This is a genomic window from Marinobacter sp. X15-166B, from assembly GCF_001752365.1.
Taxonomy (GTDB): domain Bacteria; phylum Pseudomonadota; class Gammaproteobacteria; order Pseudomonadales; family Oleiphilaceae; genus Marinobacter.
This window is the reverse complement of record NZ_MEIY01000001.1, coordinates 671,312-688,941: the sequence shown is the minus strand read 5'-3', so window position 1 is coordinate 688,941 and position 17,630 is coordinate 671,312. Positions and strand designations below refer to the sequence as shown.

The 17,630-nt window shown below is 56.1% G+C and carries 14 protein-coding genes, 1 pseudogene and 1 CRISPR repeat array; all 15 genes and pseudogenes read left to right on the top strand.

Annotated elements, in window-relative coordinates; genetic code table 11:
* Nucleotides 1-20 precede the first annotated feature (20 nt).
* On the top strand, nucleotides 21-446 hold the full coding sequence (locus tag BG841_RS03300) for a GlcG/HbpS family heme-binding protein (protein ID WP_070056351.1): 426 nt from the start codon (nucleotides 21-23) through the stop codon (nucleotides 444-446).
* 85 nt (nucleotides 447-531) lie between these two features.
* Nucleotides 532-1,968: an FAD-linked oxidase C-terminal domain-containing protein gene (locus tag BG841_RS03295; protein WP_070056350.1), complete on the top strand. Its 1,437-nt coding sequence runs from the start codon at nucleotides 532-534 to the stop codon at nucleotides 1,966-1,968.
* The gene (gene glcE, locus BG841_RS03290) at nucleotides 1,961-3,025 is read left to right on the top strand and encodes a glycolate oxidase subunit GlcE (RefSeq protein WP_070056349.1); all 1,065 of its coding nucleotides are present in this window, start codon (nucleotides 1,961-1,963) and stop codon (nucleotides 3,023-3,025) included. The genes BG841_RS03295 and glcE overlap by 8 nt, the downstream gene beginning before the upstream one ends.
* 12 nt (nucleotides 3,026-3,037) lie before the next feature.
* Nucleotides 3,038-4,255, top strand: coding sequence for a glycolate oxidase subunit GlcF (glcF, locus tag BG841_RS03285; protein WP_070056348.1), 1,218 nt, complete (start codon nucleotides 3,038-3,040; stop codon nucleotides 4,253-4,255).
* 98 nt (nucleotides 4,256-4,353) lie between these two features.
* Nucleotides 4,354-5,355, top strand: a pseudogene (gene trpS, locus BG841_RS03280) (tryptophan--tRNA ligase); the annotation flags it as partial.
* Nucleotides 5,356-5,415: 60 nt separating this feature from the next.
* Entirely contained in the window at nucleotides 5,416-6,666 is a 1,251-nt protein-coding gene (locus BG841_RS03275; RefSeq protein WP_070056346.1) for an MFS transporter, read from the top strand.
* 150 nt (nucleotides 6,667-6,816) lie between these two features.
* A complete protein-coding gene (locus BG841_RS03270; protein ID WP_070056345.1) occupies nucleotides 6,817-8,034 on the top strand; it encodes a multidrug effflux MFS transporter in 1,218 nt (405 codons plus the stop codon).
* Between the two features lie 176 nt (nucleotides 8,035-8,210).
* The gene (locus BG841_RS03265; RefSeq protein ID WP_070056344.1) at nucleotides 8,211-10,937 is read left to right on the top strand and encodes a CRISPR-associated helicase/endonuclease Cas3; all 2,727 of its coding nucleotides are present in this window, start codon (nucleotides 8,211-8,213) and stop codon (nucleotides 10,935-10,937) included.
* Nucleotides 10,934-12,520 (top strand): type I-E CRISPR-associated protein Cse1/CasA, encoded by a 1,587-nt coding sequence (casA, locus tag BG841_RS03260; protein ID WP_070056343.1) that lies wholly within the window; start codon nucleotides 10,934-10,936, stop codon nucleotides 12,518-12,520. The genes BG841_RS03265 and casA overlap by 4 nt, the downstream gene beginning before the upstream one ends.
* Complete coding sequence (casB, locus tag BG841_RS03255) at nucleotides 12,520-13,122, top strand: type I-E CRISPR-associated protein Cse2/CasB (RefSeq protein ID WP_070056342.1); 603 nt, start codon at nucleotides 12,520-12,522, stop codon at nucleotides 13,120-13,122. The genes casA and casB overlap by 1 nt, the downstream gene beginning before the upstream one ends.
* Nucleotides 13,123-13,197: 75 nt before the next feature.
* Nucleotides 13,198-14,232: a type I-E CRISPR-associated protein Cas7/Cse4/CasC gene (gene cas7e, locus BG841_RS03250; RefSeq protein ID WP_070058665.1), complete on the top strand. Its 1,035-nt coding sequence runs from the start codon at nucleotides 13,198-13,200 to the stop codon at nucleotides 14,230-14,232.
* 6 nt (nucleotides 14,233-14,238) lie between these two features.
* Nucleotides 14,239-14,991 carry a type I-E CRISPR-associated protein Cas5/CasD gene (gene cas5e / locus BG841_RS03245; protein WP_228141582.1) on the top strand — a complete coding sequence of 251 codons (753 nt, stop codon included), beginning with the start codon at nucleotides 14,239-14,241 and terminating at the stop codon, nucleotides 14,989-14,991.
* A complete protein-coding gene (gene cas6e, locus BG841_RS03240; RefSeq protein WP_070056340.1) occupies nucleotides 14,991-15,662 on the top strand; it encodes a type I-E CRISPR-associated protein Cas6/Cse3/CasE in 672 nt (223 codons plus the stop codon). Before cas5e ends, cas6e begins: the two co-directional genes overlap by 1 nt.
* Nucleotides 15,662-16,582 (top strand): type I-E CRISPR-associated endonuclease Cas1e, encoded by a 921-nt coding sequence (gene cas1e / locus BG841_RS03235; RefSeq protein WP_070056339.1) that lies wholly within the window; start codon nucleotides 15,662-15,664, stop codon nucleotides 16,580-16,582. The genes cas6e and cas1e overlap by 1 nt, the downstream gene beginning before the upstream one ends.
* A gap of 2 nt (nucleotides 16,583-16,584) precedes the next feature.
* Nucleotides 16,585-16,881 (top strand): type I-E CRISPR-associated endoribonuclease Cas2e, encoded by a 297-nt coding sequence (gene cas2e, locus BG841_RS03230; RefSeq protein WP_070056338.1) that lies wholly within the window; start codon nucleotides 16,585-16,587, stop codon nucleotides 16,879-16,881.
* Nucleotides 16,882-16,960: 79 nt separating this feature from the next.
* Nucleotides 16,961-17,600: direct repeats of the CRISPR family, unit length 29 nt; unit sequence GTGTTCCCCGTGCCCACGGGGATGAACCG.
* Between the last annotated feature and the right edge of the window lie 30 nt (nucleotides 17,601-17,630).

Here is a 17,630-nt window from a genome sequence, read left to right as displayed (position 1 = left end):
GAGTTTCAGATGAGGTAACTATGCTAGAAATCAAGCGAGTCGATATTGAGGATGCCCGGGTACTGATTGCGGGTGCGGCCGCCAAGGCGCGCGAGATTGGGGTGCCCATGTGCATTGCGGTCACCGATGAGTCCGGCAACCTGGTGGCGTTTGAACGCATGGACGGGGGGAAAGTCACCAGTATTACCGTCGCTCAGGACAAGGCCTTCACGGCCGCCGCCGCCAAGAAGGCCACCCACGAATACAATGCGGTCAACGTGCCGGGAAATCTGGCCTTTGGCATCCACACCGAAGTGGGCGGGCGCATCAGCTCGGTGGGTGGCGGCTTGCCGGTCATCGTGGATGGCGAGGTGGTCGGCGGTATCGGGCTCAGTTCGGGTACCCCGCAGCAGGATATGGACTGCGCGCAAGCCGGGATTGACCATTTCATGGCCAATCGCGGGTGATGACAGACTGCCCGCAAGGACGCCGCTTGAATCTGGATGAGCACCCGGCAAACACCGGGCGCAACGAGAGGTGAGCGAAGACGCTATGAGCAACGGCATAAGCTACGCTCAGCTGGCAGAGCAATTCCGGCAGCTTGTTGACCCGGAGTTCGTCATCAGTGATGACGAAACCATGAAGCCCTACGAGTGCGATGGCATGTCGATGTATCGTCAGATGCCCGCACTGGTGGTGCTGCCGGAAACCGTCACCCAGGTTCAGGAGGTGATGCGCCTGTGCGACCACCACGGTATTCCGGTGGTGGCGCGGGGCGCAGGCACCGGGCTCAGCGGCGGTGCCATGCCCCATGCTGAGGGGGTGGTGCTGTCGCTGGCCCGGTTTAACCGGATTCTGGCCATTGATCCGCTGGCGCGCACCGCCAGATTGCAGCCGGGGGTGCGCAATCTGGCCATCAGCGAGGCGGCCGCGAAATATGGTCTCTACTACGGCCCGGATCCGTCCTCACAAATTGCCTGCACCATCGGGGGCAATGTCGCCGAGAACGCCGGCGGCGTGCATTGCCTGAAATACGGTCTGACCGTACACAACCTGCTGAGTGTGGAAATGGTCACCGCGCAGGGGGAGCTTGTCACCCTGGGCAGCGACGGTCTGGATGTGTGTGGCATGGACCTGCTGGCGGTGGTCACCGGGTCGGAAGGCCTGATGGGCATAGTCACCGAAGTGCAGGTAAAACTGCTGCCCACGCCGGAGGTGGCGCAGGTGGTGATGGCCGGTTTTGACAGCGTGCAAAAAGCCGGCGACTCGGTGGGCGGGATTATTGCCCGGGGCATCATTCCCGCGGGCTTTGAAATGATGGACAGCTACGCCATCGTGGCCGCGGATGACTTCGCCAACGCCGGTTACCCCCGGGATGCGCAGGCGTTGTTGTTGTGTGAAGTGGATGGCACCGAGGAAGAGGTGCACGAACACATTGCGCTGGTCGAGCGCCTGTTCTGGGAGCTGGGGGCCACGTCGGTGCGCACCTCGCAATCCGAGCAGGAACGGGTGTTGTTGTGGAAAGGCCGCAAGTCGGCGTTTCCGGCGGTGGGGCGCATTTCGCCCGATTACTATTGCATGGACGGCACCATTCCCCGTCGTCATCTGGCCCATGTGTTGCTGAAAATGGAGCAAATGGCGACGGAGGCCGGCTTGCGCATCGCCAATGTGTTCCACGCCGGGGATGGCAACCTGCACCCGCTGATCCTGTTCGACGCCAACACACCGGGAGAGTTTGAACGGACCGAAGCCCTGGGCGGTAAAATTCTGGAGCTGTGCGTGGAAGTGGGCGGCTGCATCACCGGGGAGCACGGCGTGGGGGTGGAAAAAATCCGCCAGATGGCGGTGCAGTTCAGTGATCTCGAACTGGCGCAGTTTCACGGGCTGAAAGCCGCGTTTGACCCCCGGGGCATACTGAATCCGGGCAAAGCCGTGCCTACCCTGAGGTTTTGCCAGGAATACCGAACGTTGGAGTCGACCCATGGCTGATGTATCCAGGCAGTTGCAGGAGCAGGTGCTGGCGGCCCGGGAAAGCGGCACGCCGCTGAACATTGTGGGTGGCGATACCAAGGCGTTCATGGGGCGCGCCCATGAAGGCAAAGGCGAATCGGTGCTAGTGAGTGCTCACACTGGGATTGTTGAGTACCAACCGGTGGAGCTGGTATTGACCGCCCGTGCCGGAACGCCACTCAGTGACATCGAAGCGGCTTTAGCCGAGCACGGCCAGACGCTGCACTTTGAGCCGCCCCAGCTGGGGGTGGGTGCAACCCTGGGCGGAACCCTGGCCTGCAATCTGTCGGGTCCGGCACGGCCCTGGGCCGGTTCAGTCAGAGATCAGGTATTGGGCATCCGGCTGATCAACGGCAAGGGCGAGCACATGCGTTACGGTGGACAGGTGATGAAAAACGTCGCCGGCTATGACGTGTCACGCTTGCAGGCGGGGGCCATGGGCACGCTGGGTATCCTCACCGAGGTCAGCCTGAAGGTGATGCCGCAGGCGGCCCGGTCGTTGACGCTGGTGGCAGACATGGCCATGCCGGAAGCCGTGCGTTATATGAATGCCCGGGCGGCTGAGCCCAAGCCGATCACCGCCGCCTGCTGGCTGGATGGCAAGGTCTATCTGCGGCTTGCCGGGGCGGCAAGCGCAGTGGATGCCACCGCCAGGCACTGGGCGGGGGAGGTGCTGGAGGAGGGCGGCGGCTTTTGGCGGGCCCTGCAGCATCAGCAACACGAATTCTTTGCCGGCGAGGAGCCCCTGTGGCGGTTCTCGGTAAAATCCAGTGCCCCGCCGGCGGCGTTGGCCGGTCGCTGGCTGCTGGATTGGGCGGGGGCCCAGCGCTGGTATCGCGGAGAGGGTGACATGGAACACATGGAGGCGCTGGCCCGCGAGGCCGGCGGTCAGGTCAGCCTGTTTCGCGGTGGTGACCGCAGCGGCGAGGTCCTGCACAGCCAGCCGGCGGCGGTGAAAGCCATTCAGCAGCGTATCAAACAGGCCTTCGACCCCGCCGGTCTGTTCAATCCCGGGCGCCTATACAGCTGGTTGTGAGAGCAGGAATCCATGCAAACCAATTTAGTGTCAGAATTTGCCAATACGCCGGAGGGCCAGGAAGCCGAAGCCATCCTGCGGGCCTGCGTGCATTGCGGTTTCTGCACCGCGACCTGTCCCACCTATCAGGAGCTGAACGACGAGCGGGACGGTCCCCGTGGGCGTATTTACCTGATGAAGCAGTTTCTGGAAGGCGGTGAAGTCACTGACAAAACCCGCCACCATCTGGATCGCTGTCTCACCTGCCGCAGTTGCGAAACCACCTGCCCGTCGGGGGTAAAGTACGGCCGGCTGCTGGATATAAGCCGGGGCCTCATGGATAAGGAGTTGCCCCGGGCGCCTCAAGACAAATGGACCCGTTGGGTGTTGGCGCGGGTGCTGCCTGACCGGGCGCTGTTCGGGTTCCTGCTGCGTCTAGGGCAGGTGTGTGCCCCGGTACTGCCGGCCCGACTGCGCGCCAAAGTGCCGCCGCGAAAACGGGCGCGTCCCTGGCCGACGGCCCGCCACAACCGGGTGGTGCTGGCGCTGGCGGGCTGTGTGCAGCCCGCCGCCGCACCCAACACCAACGCTGCGGCGGCGCGGGTGCTGGACCGGCTGGGTATTACCCTGCTCGAGGCCCCACAGGCCGGCTGCTGCGGGGCGGTGAATTATCACCTCAGTGAGCATCAGCAGGGTCTGGACCGCATGCGCCGCAATATTGATGCCTGGTGGCCCTTGATTGAATCAGGGGCGGAAGCCATCGTCATGACCGCCTCGGGCTGTGGCGCCATGGTGCAGGATTACGGCCACCTGTTAAAAGACGATGCCGCCTATGCGGCGAAGGCGCGCACCGTCAGTGAACTGTGTACCGACCTGGGCGCATTTTTGCTGCGGCAGGACCTGGAGGCGCTTCAGGTACAGCACAACCCCGGTAAAGTGGCGTTTCATTGCCCTTGCACCTTGCAGCACGCCATGCAGCACAGTGGTGTGGTGGAGCAGGTGCTCACCCGAGTCGGTATCACCCTGGCAGATACCCGGGACGGGCATTTGTGTTGTGGCTCGGCCGGCACCTACTCCCTGCTGCAGCCGGAGCTCAGCCAGCAATTGCTGACCAACAAACTGGCGGCGTTGACCGGGGGTCAACCAGACCGCATTGCCACCGCCAACATTGGCTGCCAGATGCACCTTGAAACCCGCGCCGATATTCCCGTGCAGCACTGGATAGAACTGCTCGACCCTCCGCCGGGTTAATTGCCGTTTACCCGTCCAAACCAGTATCATCTGTTACCAATCAGTCAGGCCGGGGCGACCGGCCTGTTCTTTCCCGCTTATTACGGTGACTTATTTTCATGACCAAGAAGCGCGTGCTGACCGGTATTACCACCACCGGTACCCCACATCTAGGCAACTACGTTGGTGCCATCCGCCCGGCCATTCACGCCAGCCAGGACAGCAACAACGACGCCTTTTATTTTCTGGCCAACTACCACGCCCTGATCAAAAGCCAGGACCCGGTGGCGGTGCACCAGTCCACCGCTGAAATTGCGGCCACCTGGCTGGCACTGGGGCTGGATACCGACAATGCGGTGTTTTACCGGCAGTCGGACATCCGCGAAATCCCCGAGCTGACCTGGATTCTCAACTGCGTGTGCGCCAAGGGACTGATGAACCGCGCCCACGCCTACAAAGCGTCGGTGGACGCCAATCTGGCGGACGGCGAGGACGCCGACAAGGCCATCACCATGGGCCTGTTCAGCTACCCGGTGTTGATGGCCGCCGACATTCTGATGTTTGGCGCCAATGTGGTGCCGGTGGGCCGCGATCAGATCCAGCATGTGGAAATGGCGCGGGATATCGCCCAGCGTTTCAACCACATTTACTGCAAGGACAAGCCGCTGCTGACCCTGCCGGATTATCAGGTGGACGACCATGTGGCGGTGTTGCAGGGCCTCGACGGCCGTAAGATGAGCAAGAGCTACGGCAACACCATTCCCCTGTTCCTCTCGGAAAAACAGCTCCGAAAACACATCAATAAAATCAAGACCAATCTGCTGGAGCCGGGCGAAGCCAAAGACCCGGACACCTCCACCGTGTTCCAGATCTGGCAGGCCTTCGCCACCCCCGAACAGACCGAGAGCATGCGCGAGGCGTTTGCCGGGGGTATCGGTTGGGGCGACGCCAAAAAACAGCTGTTTGAGCTGGTGAACGGAGAGCTGGCGGAAGCCCGCGAGCGTTACAACGACCTGATGGCCCGCCCGGCGGATATCGAAGCCATCCTGCAGTCCGGTGCCACCAAAGCCCGCGCCATTGCCGCGCCGCTGTTGGAGCAAGTGCGCGAAGCGGTTGGGATTCATGGGTTGGGCTGACCGAGGTCTTTTGCGCTCGGACGCCACGGAAAAACCGGAGTGGTCATGTTACAGCCTGAAGTGGTGCCTGCGGAGCGCTTACGCACCCTGACCCTGAGCGTGTTTGCGCCCTTCGCCGCCGGCTACTTTGCATCTTACCTGTACCGGGCCATCAACGCCGTCATCGCTGACCGGCTGGTGGCCGATGTGGGGCTGACCGCCAACCAGCTCGGTCTGCTGACCAGCGCCTACTTTTTGGCATTTGCCCTGGTGCAGCTGCCGGTCGGTCTGTTGCTGGATCGCTTCGGGCCCCGGCGGATCGAGGCATCGCTGTTGCTGATCGCGGCGTTGGGGGCGGTGGTCTTCGCTCAGGCCGACAGCCTGATGGGGCTAACGCTGGGCCGGTTGCTGATCGGGGTGGGGGTGGCCTGTTGCCTGATGGCCTCCTTCAAGGCGTTTGCGCTCTGGTTCCGGCCAGACCAGTTGCCGATGCTGAATGGCAGTCTTATGGCGTTCGGTGCCTTGGGGGCCCTGGCGGCAACGGCGCCGGTGGCGTGGTTGCTGGAGCTGGCCAGCTGGAGGCAGCTGTTCATGGGGTTGGCAGGGATGACCCTGGCGATGGCAGCAATCATCTTTGCGGTGGTGCCGGAGCACCGGGAAACACCCAAAGACCTGCGTCTGGGTGCCTTGGTTGGTGGTCTGAAACAGGTATTGTGTGATCGTTTTTTCTGGCGCATCGCGCCCTTGGCGGCGGTGTTCAGCGGCTCTTCCATGGCCATCGCCACGCTCTGGGCAGCCCCCTGGCTGCGCGACATCATGTTGCAGGACAGCAGGGAGATCGCCACCGCGCTGATGTTCATGGCGACGGGTATGGGGGTCGGATTTCTGAGTCTGGGGTTCATTCTGGCCTGGTTAATCCGCTACGGCGTACGACCGGTGCCGGTAATTGCCGGGCTCATGGCCCTGTTCATGATCATGGTGGCGACCATGGCCTCGGGCTGGCGCATACCGGCGTTGCACCTGTTCATGACAGCCATGGGTTTCCTGGGCACCGCCTCCACCACCAGCTATTCGTTGTTGTCCGGTCATTTTGACCGCAACCTCACCGGGCGGGCCAGCACCGCGCTCAACCTGCTGGTGTTTCTGGCAGCGTTCGCGTTTCAGTGGGGTATCGGCGTTATTATTGGCTTCTGGGAGAGTGCAACGGCCGCCGTGTACCAGCCGCAAGGGTATCTGATGGCCTTGGGCGCGGTGGTTGTCCTGCAAGCGCTGATGCTCGCCCGGCTGCTACTGGATCACCGTAAGGCCGTCATCTGACCGATTTGTGAACGACGCCCGGATTCGCCCGCATGCGGTTTCGGTTGATCGCTAAAATTGGGTAGCATGCTACAATTCTTTCCGTTCACAGTCTGAGCTCTTTTCGCATCAGCGCATCTGTCGCTGGCAATCAACCCGGAGACAACTTCAGTGTCGCAACTGCAACTGGCCATTTTATTGGGGATGACGGTGGCTCTGGGGCCACTAACGCTGGATGCGTATCTGCCCGCCTTCCCGCAAATTGCCACCGACCTGGACGTGAGTCACGCCGATGTGGGGTTAACCCTCAGTATTTACGTTGCCGCGTTGGGGCTGGGGCAGTTGGTGGGTGGGCCCCTGTCGGATCGCTATGGCCGCCAGGCAATCCTGCTGGGCGGTTTATTGGTGTTTGCCGCCGCCGCAGTGATGGTGGCCCAATCCGGCAGCATCAACGAAATGCTGGGGTGGCGACTCATCCAGGGGGTGGGCGGAGCCTTTTGTGCGGTGTCGGTGCCGGCCATTGTGCGGGACCAGTTCCAGGGCACCGAGGCCGCGCGGCTGTTTGGTCTGATCGGCCTGATCATGTTTGTGGCCCCTGCGGCAGCGCCTTCACTGGGGGCCTTGCTGTTGCTGCTGAGTGACTGGCCGGCCATATTCCTGATGCTGGCCGGATATGCGGTGTTTCTGGGGGGGGTGCTGCGCTTGCGCCTGTTTCGGCGATTGCCCCCCAAAGAACGGGTCCAGACGCCCGTATCGACCCTGGTGACCAACTACGGGCTGGTCTTGCGGCACTGGGTCACCATGCGTTTTATCGGCCTGCAGGCGCTGTGCTTCAGCACCATGCTGGTGTTTATCACCCATTCGTCGTTCATTTATCAGGAGTGGTTCGGGCTTTCCAGTGGCATGTTTTCCGCCCTTTTTGCCGCCAATATTGTCGCCATGGCCTGTCTGAACATCTTCAACCGTTACCTGCTCACCCGCTTTGAAGCGGTTGCCATTCTGCGCGTGTCGGTGGTGTTGCAGTTTTCGGCCACCCTGGTGCTGGTGGCCTGCGCCTGGGCGGGGGCGTCCTACTGGGTCATCGCTGCGTGCATGATCGCGGTGGCCGGGTTCATGGGGTCGATCATCCCCAACAACATGGCCAACGCTCTGGAGTTCTTTCCAAAACTGGGCGGCACCACCGCCGCCTTGCTGGGAGCTACCCAGTTCACCGTCGCCGGTGGCATCAGCGCAGTGTCCACGGTGATTGGCGAAGGTTCACTGCTGGCCATCGTGCTCGTAATGGCCGTGTGCTCACTTGGCGCCACCCTGCTGGCGGTGGGGGCGCCAAAGGCGGTGCGCCGGGAAGAGGCGCGGATAGAAAAGGAGGTTTTGGCTGGGAACTCGTAGTGACTGGTATTTCACCGTGGATATAGATACGGTAACTAAAACTTGCTAAAAATATAAAAGCTGGACGCGACCATATAATAATGGTTCTGTAAGAAAACTAGAAAAATAAAACAATCTGTTTTGCTCGCTCGTTTTTATAGCTCTAGATTTGCGTCATAGGGAGGTGGTGAGCTCATATGGCAATTGATTGCCCGTATTTTAGTTATTGGGGAAAAGCCCAGGCTGACGTTAATAGCCAAATAAAATATCATCTGCTGCCCTACCATAGCTTAGATGTAGCGGCTGTTGGCCGTCGATTACTTTGCCCCAGTAAAACTCTTACAACAGATTTGGCAACCTTCCTTGAATTGTCGCCACAGCAGCTTAATGCGCTATTTGGTTTTGCTTTGGCATTACACGATTTAGGGAAGTTCGCCTCTGCCTTTCAGGGCTTGTATAGACCTGAAAACACCTCCCTTATAGACGCGAACAGCCGCTTTGGCTATGACGGGTCGCAATACCGTCATGACAGAATGGGATTGTATTTCTGGCACGAGATTGAACCCGGTTTTTTTGATCAGATCACGCTGGAGGAAACACCTTCTCGCACCGAAGATCGACAGTTGCGAAAAGCTGTCATGGTGCTGATGAACTGTGTGTTCGGGCATCATGGTCAGCCGATTGATACCAAAGACGTAACCTCAGTAAAGCACTTTACCGAACCACATAATGTTGAAGCTGCTCGTGCCTTTGTAAATGATGCGTACCGGCTGTTTCAGCCGGAATTCCCGCTAGATAAGTTTGGCTGTAAAAACTGGCGGTCCCGATTAGAACAGGTGAGCTGGCAGCTCGCCGGTATGGCGGTATTGGCTGATTGGGTGGGCTCCAATCGCGAATATTTCCCTTATAAAAATGTGATTGAGCCGCTTAGTAATTATTGGGCAGTGGCGCAACGCCAAGCCCAAAAAGCACTTAAAGCAGCTGCCTTAGATCAGGCTCCCAAGGTCGCACCCTTTCAATCAGTAGAGTACCACTTTGGATTTGAGCCTACGCCACTACAGGCTTGGGCTGAGCAAGTCGACCTTAATGACTCCCCGCAGTTGTTTATCCTCGAAGATGTCACTGGAGCGGGCAAGACGGAAGCGGCACTGACGTTGACACATCGTTTAATGGAAGCGGGGGCGGCTGACGGTTTTTATTTCGGGTTGCCAACGATGGCGACCTCTAATGCGATGTTTAGCCGTGTGGCCGATCACTATCAGCAAATGCTAACAAGTGACGGGGATTATCAGCCAAGTATTGTGTTGGCTCATGGTGCTCGTGAAATGAATGATCGCTTTCAAGAGGCGAAACTCAACGCAGGGCCCCAAGACCGCCATTACGATAAAACCGATCAAACGGCGACCGCACAGTGCAATCAATGGCTCGCTGATTCCCGCAAAAAAGCGCTGTTGGCACCCGTGGGGGTTGGTACGTTAGACCAGACTTTGCTGGCAGTGCTTCCCCGTCGTCACCAGTCGCTGCGTTTGTTGGGGTTGAATCGCAAGGTGCTGATTTTTGATGAAGTACACTCGGCGGATGAGTACATGTTTGAGCTGCTGGATGGGTTGCTCAAACTGCACTTGCATCAAGGTGGCTCTGTCATTTTATTAACCGCCACTTTGTCACAAAATCAGCGTCAGCGCCTTGCCAACATCTGGCTGAGCGCAGTGGGGATTCCAGTACTGGCTCTCGAGGAAACCGCCTTTCCGTTGGCAACACACATTACCATCGATCCGGAATTGCCCATAAAAGAGCAACCCCTGAAGAGTCGGCCTGAGGTGAGTCGAGAGGTTGCTGTTTCTGTGGTGCATAGCGAGTCTGAATGCCTAGATGTCATATTGGCTTCGGTAGCGCAAGGGCAATGTGTGGTGTGGATTCGCAATACCGTGAATGATGCGCTTGCAGCTCACGCCTTGGTGCAGGAGGCAATTGAAAACCCTGACGATTGCTTGTTGTTTCATAGCCGCTTTGTTCTTCATGACCGAAAAGTCATTGAAAATAAAGTGCTGGATATTTTTGGCAAGCAGGGTGGGAGTCAGCAGAGACAAGGGCGCGTGCTGATTGCCACCCAGGTCTTTCAGGAAAGTCTGGATGCAGATACCGATGTCATGATTTCTGATATCTGTCCGATCGATGATCTGATTCAACGGGCAGGGCGACTGCATCGTCATACTCGCAATAATCAGGGGCATTATCAGCAAGGTATTAGTGACCAGCGAGCTGCGCCGGTTTTGTATGTTCATGCCCCGGAATGGGAGGATTCTCCAACGGCTGACTGGCTTAGCCTACAGTTTCAGAATACCGAATATGTCTACCGATCACCGGGGCGATTGTGGCTTGGATTACGCACTCTTTTAACCAACGGCGCAATCAGGATGCCTGAGGATGCGCGCACCCTTATTGAATCCGTTTACAGCGTTGAGGCTTACGAACAGATCCCCGCGAGCTTGGTTGCGAAAGAGCATGAATTGATTGGCGCGCAACGTGCCAAGGCAGCCAAGGCATCGTCCCAGTTGTTAAACCTGGCAAAAGGATACAGTGACAAAAGTTCGAGGTATTGGACTGAAGACAATCATGATATCAGCACACGCTACCGTGATATTGAAACCGTTAGCGTGCTGTTACTGAAAGAAGATGAGGGGGGAGAGCTAACCCCATGGGTAACTGATCCTTATTTTGCTGTAGCCCTGAGCACCGTGAAAGTGGCTAAACGGAAATACGCCGATAAGCTCGCGTCACTCTCTGAACAACAAACGGAAGCCGTTCATCAAGCCTATCCGCAAGCAAAGTACCTACGGCTCTGGTTACCGGAGCAAGATTCGCAATTTACGTATAACGAGACAACAGGGTTTTGCGAACAGCAAACACAGGAGGTTTCATGAACATTGTTCAGCAAGCATGGCTGCCTTTTCGACTGAAAGATGGAACTGCGCAAGTTTTACCGCTGGCCAGTATACGCGATCCGGATGTGATCGACTTTGCACTCCCGCGGGCAGACTTTCAGGGCGCTGCTTACCAATTTGCGATTGCGCTACTACAGACAGCTTTTGCGCCAGACGATGAGGAAGAGTGGGGGGATCGATATCTGGAATCCCCAGAAGAAGCGGAGTTGCAAAACGCATTCAATCTGGTGGCTCATGCATTCAATGTGGTCGGCGATGGCCCGCTGTTTATGCAGGACTTTGAAACTTTGAGTGATCAAAAGCCAACAACCGTAGCTGGCTTGTTGATCGAAGCGCCGGGTGCGAATGGCATCAAACAAAACACCGATCATTTTATAAAGCGCGGCGTAGGTGAACAGATGTCGCTGGATATGGCGGTGATGGCACTGTTTACACTGCAAGTCAATGCGCCTGCAGGTGGAGTTGGCCATCGGGTTGGTCTTAGGGGTGGCGGTCCTTTAACGACTTTGGTAATGCCACATTCCGAAACAGCCACCTTATGGAAAAAGCTATGGCTAAACGTCATCAATCGTGAGGAGTGGGGTTACGAGGACCCTGATTTCACCGACGGGAGTGTGTTTCCCTGGCTTGCCTCTACGCAGGAAAGCCACAAAAAAGGCAGCGAAATTTATCATACCGATGTCCATCCACTGCACATGTTCTGGGCAATGCCGCGACGTATCCGGTTGCTGGTGGACCATAGCGACGGACAATGTGCAATCAGCGGGCTGCCTGCATCCACAATAGTTACCTCGTATCTGGCAAAGAATTACGGAAATAATTACAGCGGTACCTGGGAACATCCACTCACTCCTTATACCTGGGATAGCAAAAAACCTGAACAGGATCACTTGTCGCTTAAAGCTCAGCCGGGTGGAATTAATTATAAAACCTGGGATGTAATGGCGTTGACCAGCGACAAAGACGGCCAGCGATGTGCCGGTGTGGTTACTCATTACCAGAGAAATGCCAAGGAGGTCCACAAAAGTGAGCAACCGCGTTTGTGGGTATTTGGGTATGATATGGACAATATGAAAGCCCGGGGCTGGTATTCAGTGACTATGCCGCTGTTTCATGTCGATGTTGATGCTCAAGACGCCATTGTGGTTGAGATTAAGCGCTTGCAGAGCTTGGCCAGTAGCGCACTTTGGTATACCCGTGACCAGATAAAAGCTGCTTGGTTTGATAAGCCAAAAGATGCCAAAGGCGATATATCTTTTATTGATCTCGCTTTCTGGCAACGTAGTGAGTCTGTGTTTTTCACCGTAGTCGAACACATCACTCAGCAGGCCAAGAGAGGTGAATATATTAACCCGAAACAAGCGGGAGACTGGTTAAATAAGCTGCGTAGCACATGTATGGATTTGTTTGATGAGTATGCTTTGTCTGAATTGGGAGACCAGCGCTCAATGGCAAAGCGAATCAAAGCCAGACAAGCACTGATGAAGTGGCTGTTTGGAAGCAAGGACATTAAACGGTTTGTAGAAGACTACAAAATTGCCGGCATAAAGGAGGCGGTGTAATGGGAAAGGCAAATCAAGGGTCACTGACCATTCGCCATAATGATGCCATCAAGTCAGCGGTGTTGCGGTGGTGGCAGGGCATGATGCTCTCGGCAGACGAGCTAAAGGCAAAGCACATTCCACCAGCCCCATCCGGTTTGAAAGCAAGGCTAAAGCGATGCGAGTCAATCGATGCGGCCATGCTCAGTGAGGGGTTCCGCTCTTTGTGGTTCAGCTTGCCAACTGAGCTGACGGACAATGCGAGGCCAGCAGACATGGAGCGCTGGGCAACCATTGCCGCAGCGTTGGTTTATGTGCAGCAAAGCAGTGAGGTCAGGTTGGCTATGGCTGCGGGCGCTAGAGGTAACGGTGACAAATCGGTGGTCAGTGAGCTGCGTTTTGCTCAACTGCAAAGTGCCAAAACGCCGGACGAGTTTCTGCGACGTTTGCGGCGCATTTTGCTTCAACTCAAAGGCCAGGTGGCCGTGCTGGCTTTGGCACAAGACATCGAGCAATGGTTTGTCGAGCAACACTTATACCGCCCACGCAAAGCTGAGAACCGAATTGCGGTGCAGTGGGCCATGGATTATTACCGGGCTGCCGGAGGCAGTGCAGGAAAGTAATGGGGTTTTATGAAAGCCACGTTGTGATTGTTGTGGGCTGTACTTCAAATAGGGATTTTTAAGGACACTTTGATCATGAGTCAGTTTATTCAGCTTCATCTTTTAACATCTTATGCACCTTCAAACCTGAACCGTGACGACCTGGGGCGCCCCAAGACTGCAAAAATGGGTGGTTTTGAGCGCCTTCGCGTCAGTTCACAAAGCTTAAAGCGGCATTGGCGCACGTCTGATTTGTTTGAAGAGGCGATGGCGGGTCAGTTAGGGACTCGCACCAAACGTTTTGGACAAACGATATACGACGCTCTCGTCGAAGCGGACGTAAAAGAGAAGTCAGCGCAAAAATGGGCCAGTCAGATCGCCGGCCAATACGGGAAACTGAAAAAGGGCAGTTTGGAAATCGAGCAGTTGGCGCATATCAGCCCGGTAGAAAAAGATGCGGCGCTCTCATTAGTGGCTGTTTTAGCGTCGGAAGACCGCGAGCCAACGGAGGACGAGCTGCGTCAGTTGAAGTCGAAAAAAACCGGCGTTGATATTGCCTTGTTTGGGCGAATGCTGGCATCCACGCCGGAGTTTAATGTGGAAGCCGCTTGCCAGGTCGCGCATGCGATCAGTGTGCACAGTGTTGTGGTTGAAGACGATTACTTTACTGCGGTTGATGACTTGAATGATGGCCAGAGCGACGCAGGTTCGGCACACATAGGAGAGGCCGGGTTCGCAGCCGCGTTATTTTACAGCTACATCTGCATAAACAAAACCCAGTTGATTGAAAGCCTGAGAGGCGATGAGGCGTTGGCGGACAAGGCCATACAGGCGCTAACGGAGGCCGCCATCAAAGTATCACCAACCGGCAAACAGAACAGTTTTGGATCCAGGGCTTATGCAAGCTATGTGATGGCAGAAAAGGGTACGCAGCAACCGCGCTCGCTCTCCGTTGCGTATTTAAAGCCCATTCAGGATGCTGATATGGGGGGAGCGGCTGTAACTGCATTAGAGCAACAGGCTGAGAATTTTGACAAGGTTTACGGTCCCTGTGCAGACAGTCGTTATAGCCTCAATGCAATGACGGGTAAGGGGTCATTTTCCGAACTTTTGCAGTTTATTACCGAATAAGGGTGGATGATGAAGCCTTACTTGGTGTTCCGTCTTTATGGGCCTATGGCAAGCTGGGGCTTGCCGGCGGTTGGCGGTGACCGCCAAACCGCAGCTTCCCCAACACGCTCCGCCATCTTGGGCCTCTTGGGTGCGGCCTTGGGGGTCAAACGTGAAAACAAGGAGGAGTTACAGGCGCTGCAGGACAGCGTTTTGGTAGCCATCAAGCAAACTGTGCCGAGCACTCTGATGCGTGATTATCATACAACGCAAGTACCATCGAGTAATAATAAGGTGGTGCATCACACTCGCAAAAGTGAACTCTCGGCAGCGAAATTAAATACGATTCTATCGGGCCGGGATTACCGTTGTGATGGCTTGTGGGTGGTGGCGATCTCACTAACGGAGCAAGCGGCATTCAGTCTGGAAAACTTGCAAGCCGCACTGTTGAAGCCTGTTTATCCACTCAGTCTGGGGCGCAAATCATGCCCTCTTGCAGTGCCATTGATGCCCAAAGTGCTTGCTCCCTGCATGTTAAAAGAAGCATTGGACACAGAGTTTCCCGCATTAACGCATTCAGATAAAACGGATGACTTTTGGTTGGGAAGCGATGGCTGGGTAACTTACTTTTGGCAAGGCGATAAAAATGAAATGGGTGAGCAGAGTGTTCTTACGACGCATCCTTGGGATGAACCTGTAAGTCGGGAGCGTTGGCAATTCAAACAACGTTCAATGCATCAGTTGAGTCTGCCTGAGCGCACTCGGGGGGAAGAGCAGTAATGTTTTTATCTAAAGTAACTTTGTCTCCTTCACGGCGAATGGCCGAGATTTTGCTCAAACTCAATCAGAACGGTGCCTATTCATCCCATCAATTATTGTGGCAATTGTTTAGTAGCGAAAAAAAACGACAGTTCATTTATCGACAAGAATTGTCGCCCAACGGTCTGCCTGTATTCTTTGTTCTATCGCAGGAACAACCTGACCCACAGGATGATGTTTTTAAAGTCCAGGTAAAAACATTCGAGCCCAAGTTGTCCGCTGGGCAACGTCTGGTTTTTAAGTTGAGGGCCAATCCTACAATTTGCGTTACCGATGAGCAGGGGAGAAGAAAGCGCCACGATGTTCTCATGCATGCGAAAAAACAGCAGGGCCGCAAGGGTTGGGCGGAGGATGAGGTGAAACGCCACATGGACCTTGCTGCCCACGAATGGATTGCAAACGAGCAGCGCTTGGAAAGCTGGGGAATAAGTTTGGAGAGCCTGCCTGATATTGGCGCTTATACACAACATCGCAGTCAAAAAAAGAAAGGTCAGCAGATTCAGTTTTCGAGCGTTGATTACCAGGGCGTTGTTACTGTGGCGAACCCCTCGGTATTCTTATCTCAATATGCCCGCGGGTTTGGCCGTGCAAAAGCACTTGGGTGTGGGTTGATGCTAATAAGGCCCCTCTGATGGCGTTCATTCCACTTAAGCCCATCCCGATAAAAGACCGTAGTTCGATGATCTTTGTTGCCATGGGGAGGATTGATGTCCGCGACGGCGCATTTGTGGTTATCGACGAAATAAATGGCGAGCGGATGCATATACCGGTCGGCTCGGTAGCTTGTATTTTGTTAGAGCCGGGCACCCGTATCAGCCATGCTGCAGTGAAACTGGCCGCTACAACAGGCACCTTGCTTATTTGGGTTGGTGAAGCGGGCGTGCGAGTTTATTCCGTTGGTCAGCCCGGCGGCGCACGCTCAGACCGTCTGCTTTATCAAGCGAAGTTAGCCCTTGATGAGGAGCTTCGTCTGAAAGTGGTGCGCAAAATGTTTGAGTTGCGCTTTGGTGAGGCCGCCCCGCAGAGGCGCAGTGTTGACCAACTACGAGGCATTGAAGGTGCGCGGGTACGGAAAGCCTACAAAATATTGGCGCAGCAATATGGTCTTGAGTGGCACGGCCGTCGTTACGATCCTAAAGATTGGGGCAAGGGCGACGTGATCAATCAATGCATCAGTGCGGCCACTGCGTGTTTGTATGGTGTTACTGAAGCTGCCGTTCTGGCGGCAGGTTATGCGCCTGCCATCGGTTTTTTGCATTCCGGCAAGCCACTCTCTTTCGTTTACGATATCGCGGATATTATTAAATTCGAAACGGTTATTCCGGTTGCTTTTAAAGTGGCTTCCTCTCGGCCCAGGTTACCTGATCGAGAGGTGCGTCAGGCGTGTCGAGAAGAGTTTCGTAAAAGCAATACACTGAGAAGGTTGATTCCGCTAATTGAAGAGGTATTGGCTGCTGGGGAAATTTTGCCGCCAGAGCCCCCGGCAGATGCTCAGCCCCCCGCCATTCCTGAGCCCGAATCCTTTGGTGATTCGGGCCATAGGAGCATGTAAACATGAGCATGTTGGTTGTTGTCACTGAAGCCGTGCCACCACGCTTAAGAGGACGCTTAGCTGTCTGGCTATTAGAAGTGCGCGCCGGAGTTTATGTTGGCGATGTTTCTCGACGCATCCGTGAAATGATCTGGGAGCAAATTAATGTATTAGCGGAGGATGGGAATGTTGTTATGGCTTGGGCTACCAACACTGAGTCGGGATTCGATTTTCAAACTTATGGTCAAAACAGACGCGAGCCGATAGATTTTGACGGCTTGCGGCTGGTGAAATTCAAGCCAGATGAGGCGAAAAGCTAAAGAATTGTACGTTCTTTAAAAACTTGGTAGTTTGCTGGTGGCTTATTTTAAGCTTACAAATCAGCTGCATGCGATTAGAGTGTTCCCCGTGCCCACGGGGATGAACCGGACAACCGAACCGAGCGCTGCACCCCGGCCTGGTGTTCCCCGTGCCCACGGGGATGAACCGCAGGTGGCGGCATGACCAGGCGGTTTGTTGGCGTGTTCCCCGTGCCCACGGGGATGAACCGGTTGTCGAGATCTACCGCCCAGTAACTCAGGCGTGTTCCCCGTGCCCACGGGGATGAACCGATTTCCTCGACCTGCGGCCGGCCAACCTGCTGGTGTTCCCCGTGCCCACGGGGATGAACCGGGAGAGCAGGCATGACACCGGATTTCACCATAGTGTTCCCCGTGCCCACGGGGATGAACCGCCCTCGCACTCTGTCCCAACAGTGTAGGTAATGTGTTCCCCGTGCCCACGGGGATGAACCGTACCCGCTGGGTGGTGAATGGGCGCCTTACCAGTGTTCCCCGTGCCCACGGGGATGAACCGACCTTGATGCTGAAGAAGTGGCTCAGCACGTCGTGTTCCCCCGTGCCCACGGGGATGAACCGGGCAATTCTACGAATTTTTACATCGTCACTCTGTGTTCCCCGTGCCCACGGGGATGAACCGACGATTCCGTCCGTCGGGTGGTTCTTGTGTACGTGTTCCCCGTGCCCACGGGGATGAACCGCGCTACCGCTACGCCTGCAAGATTATGGCA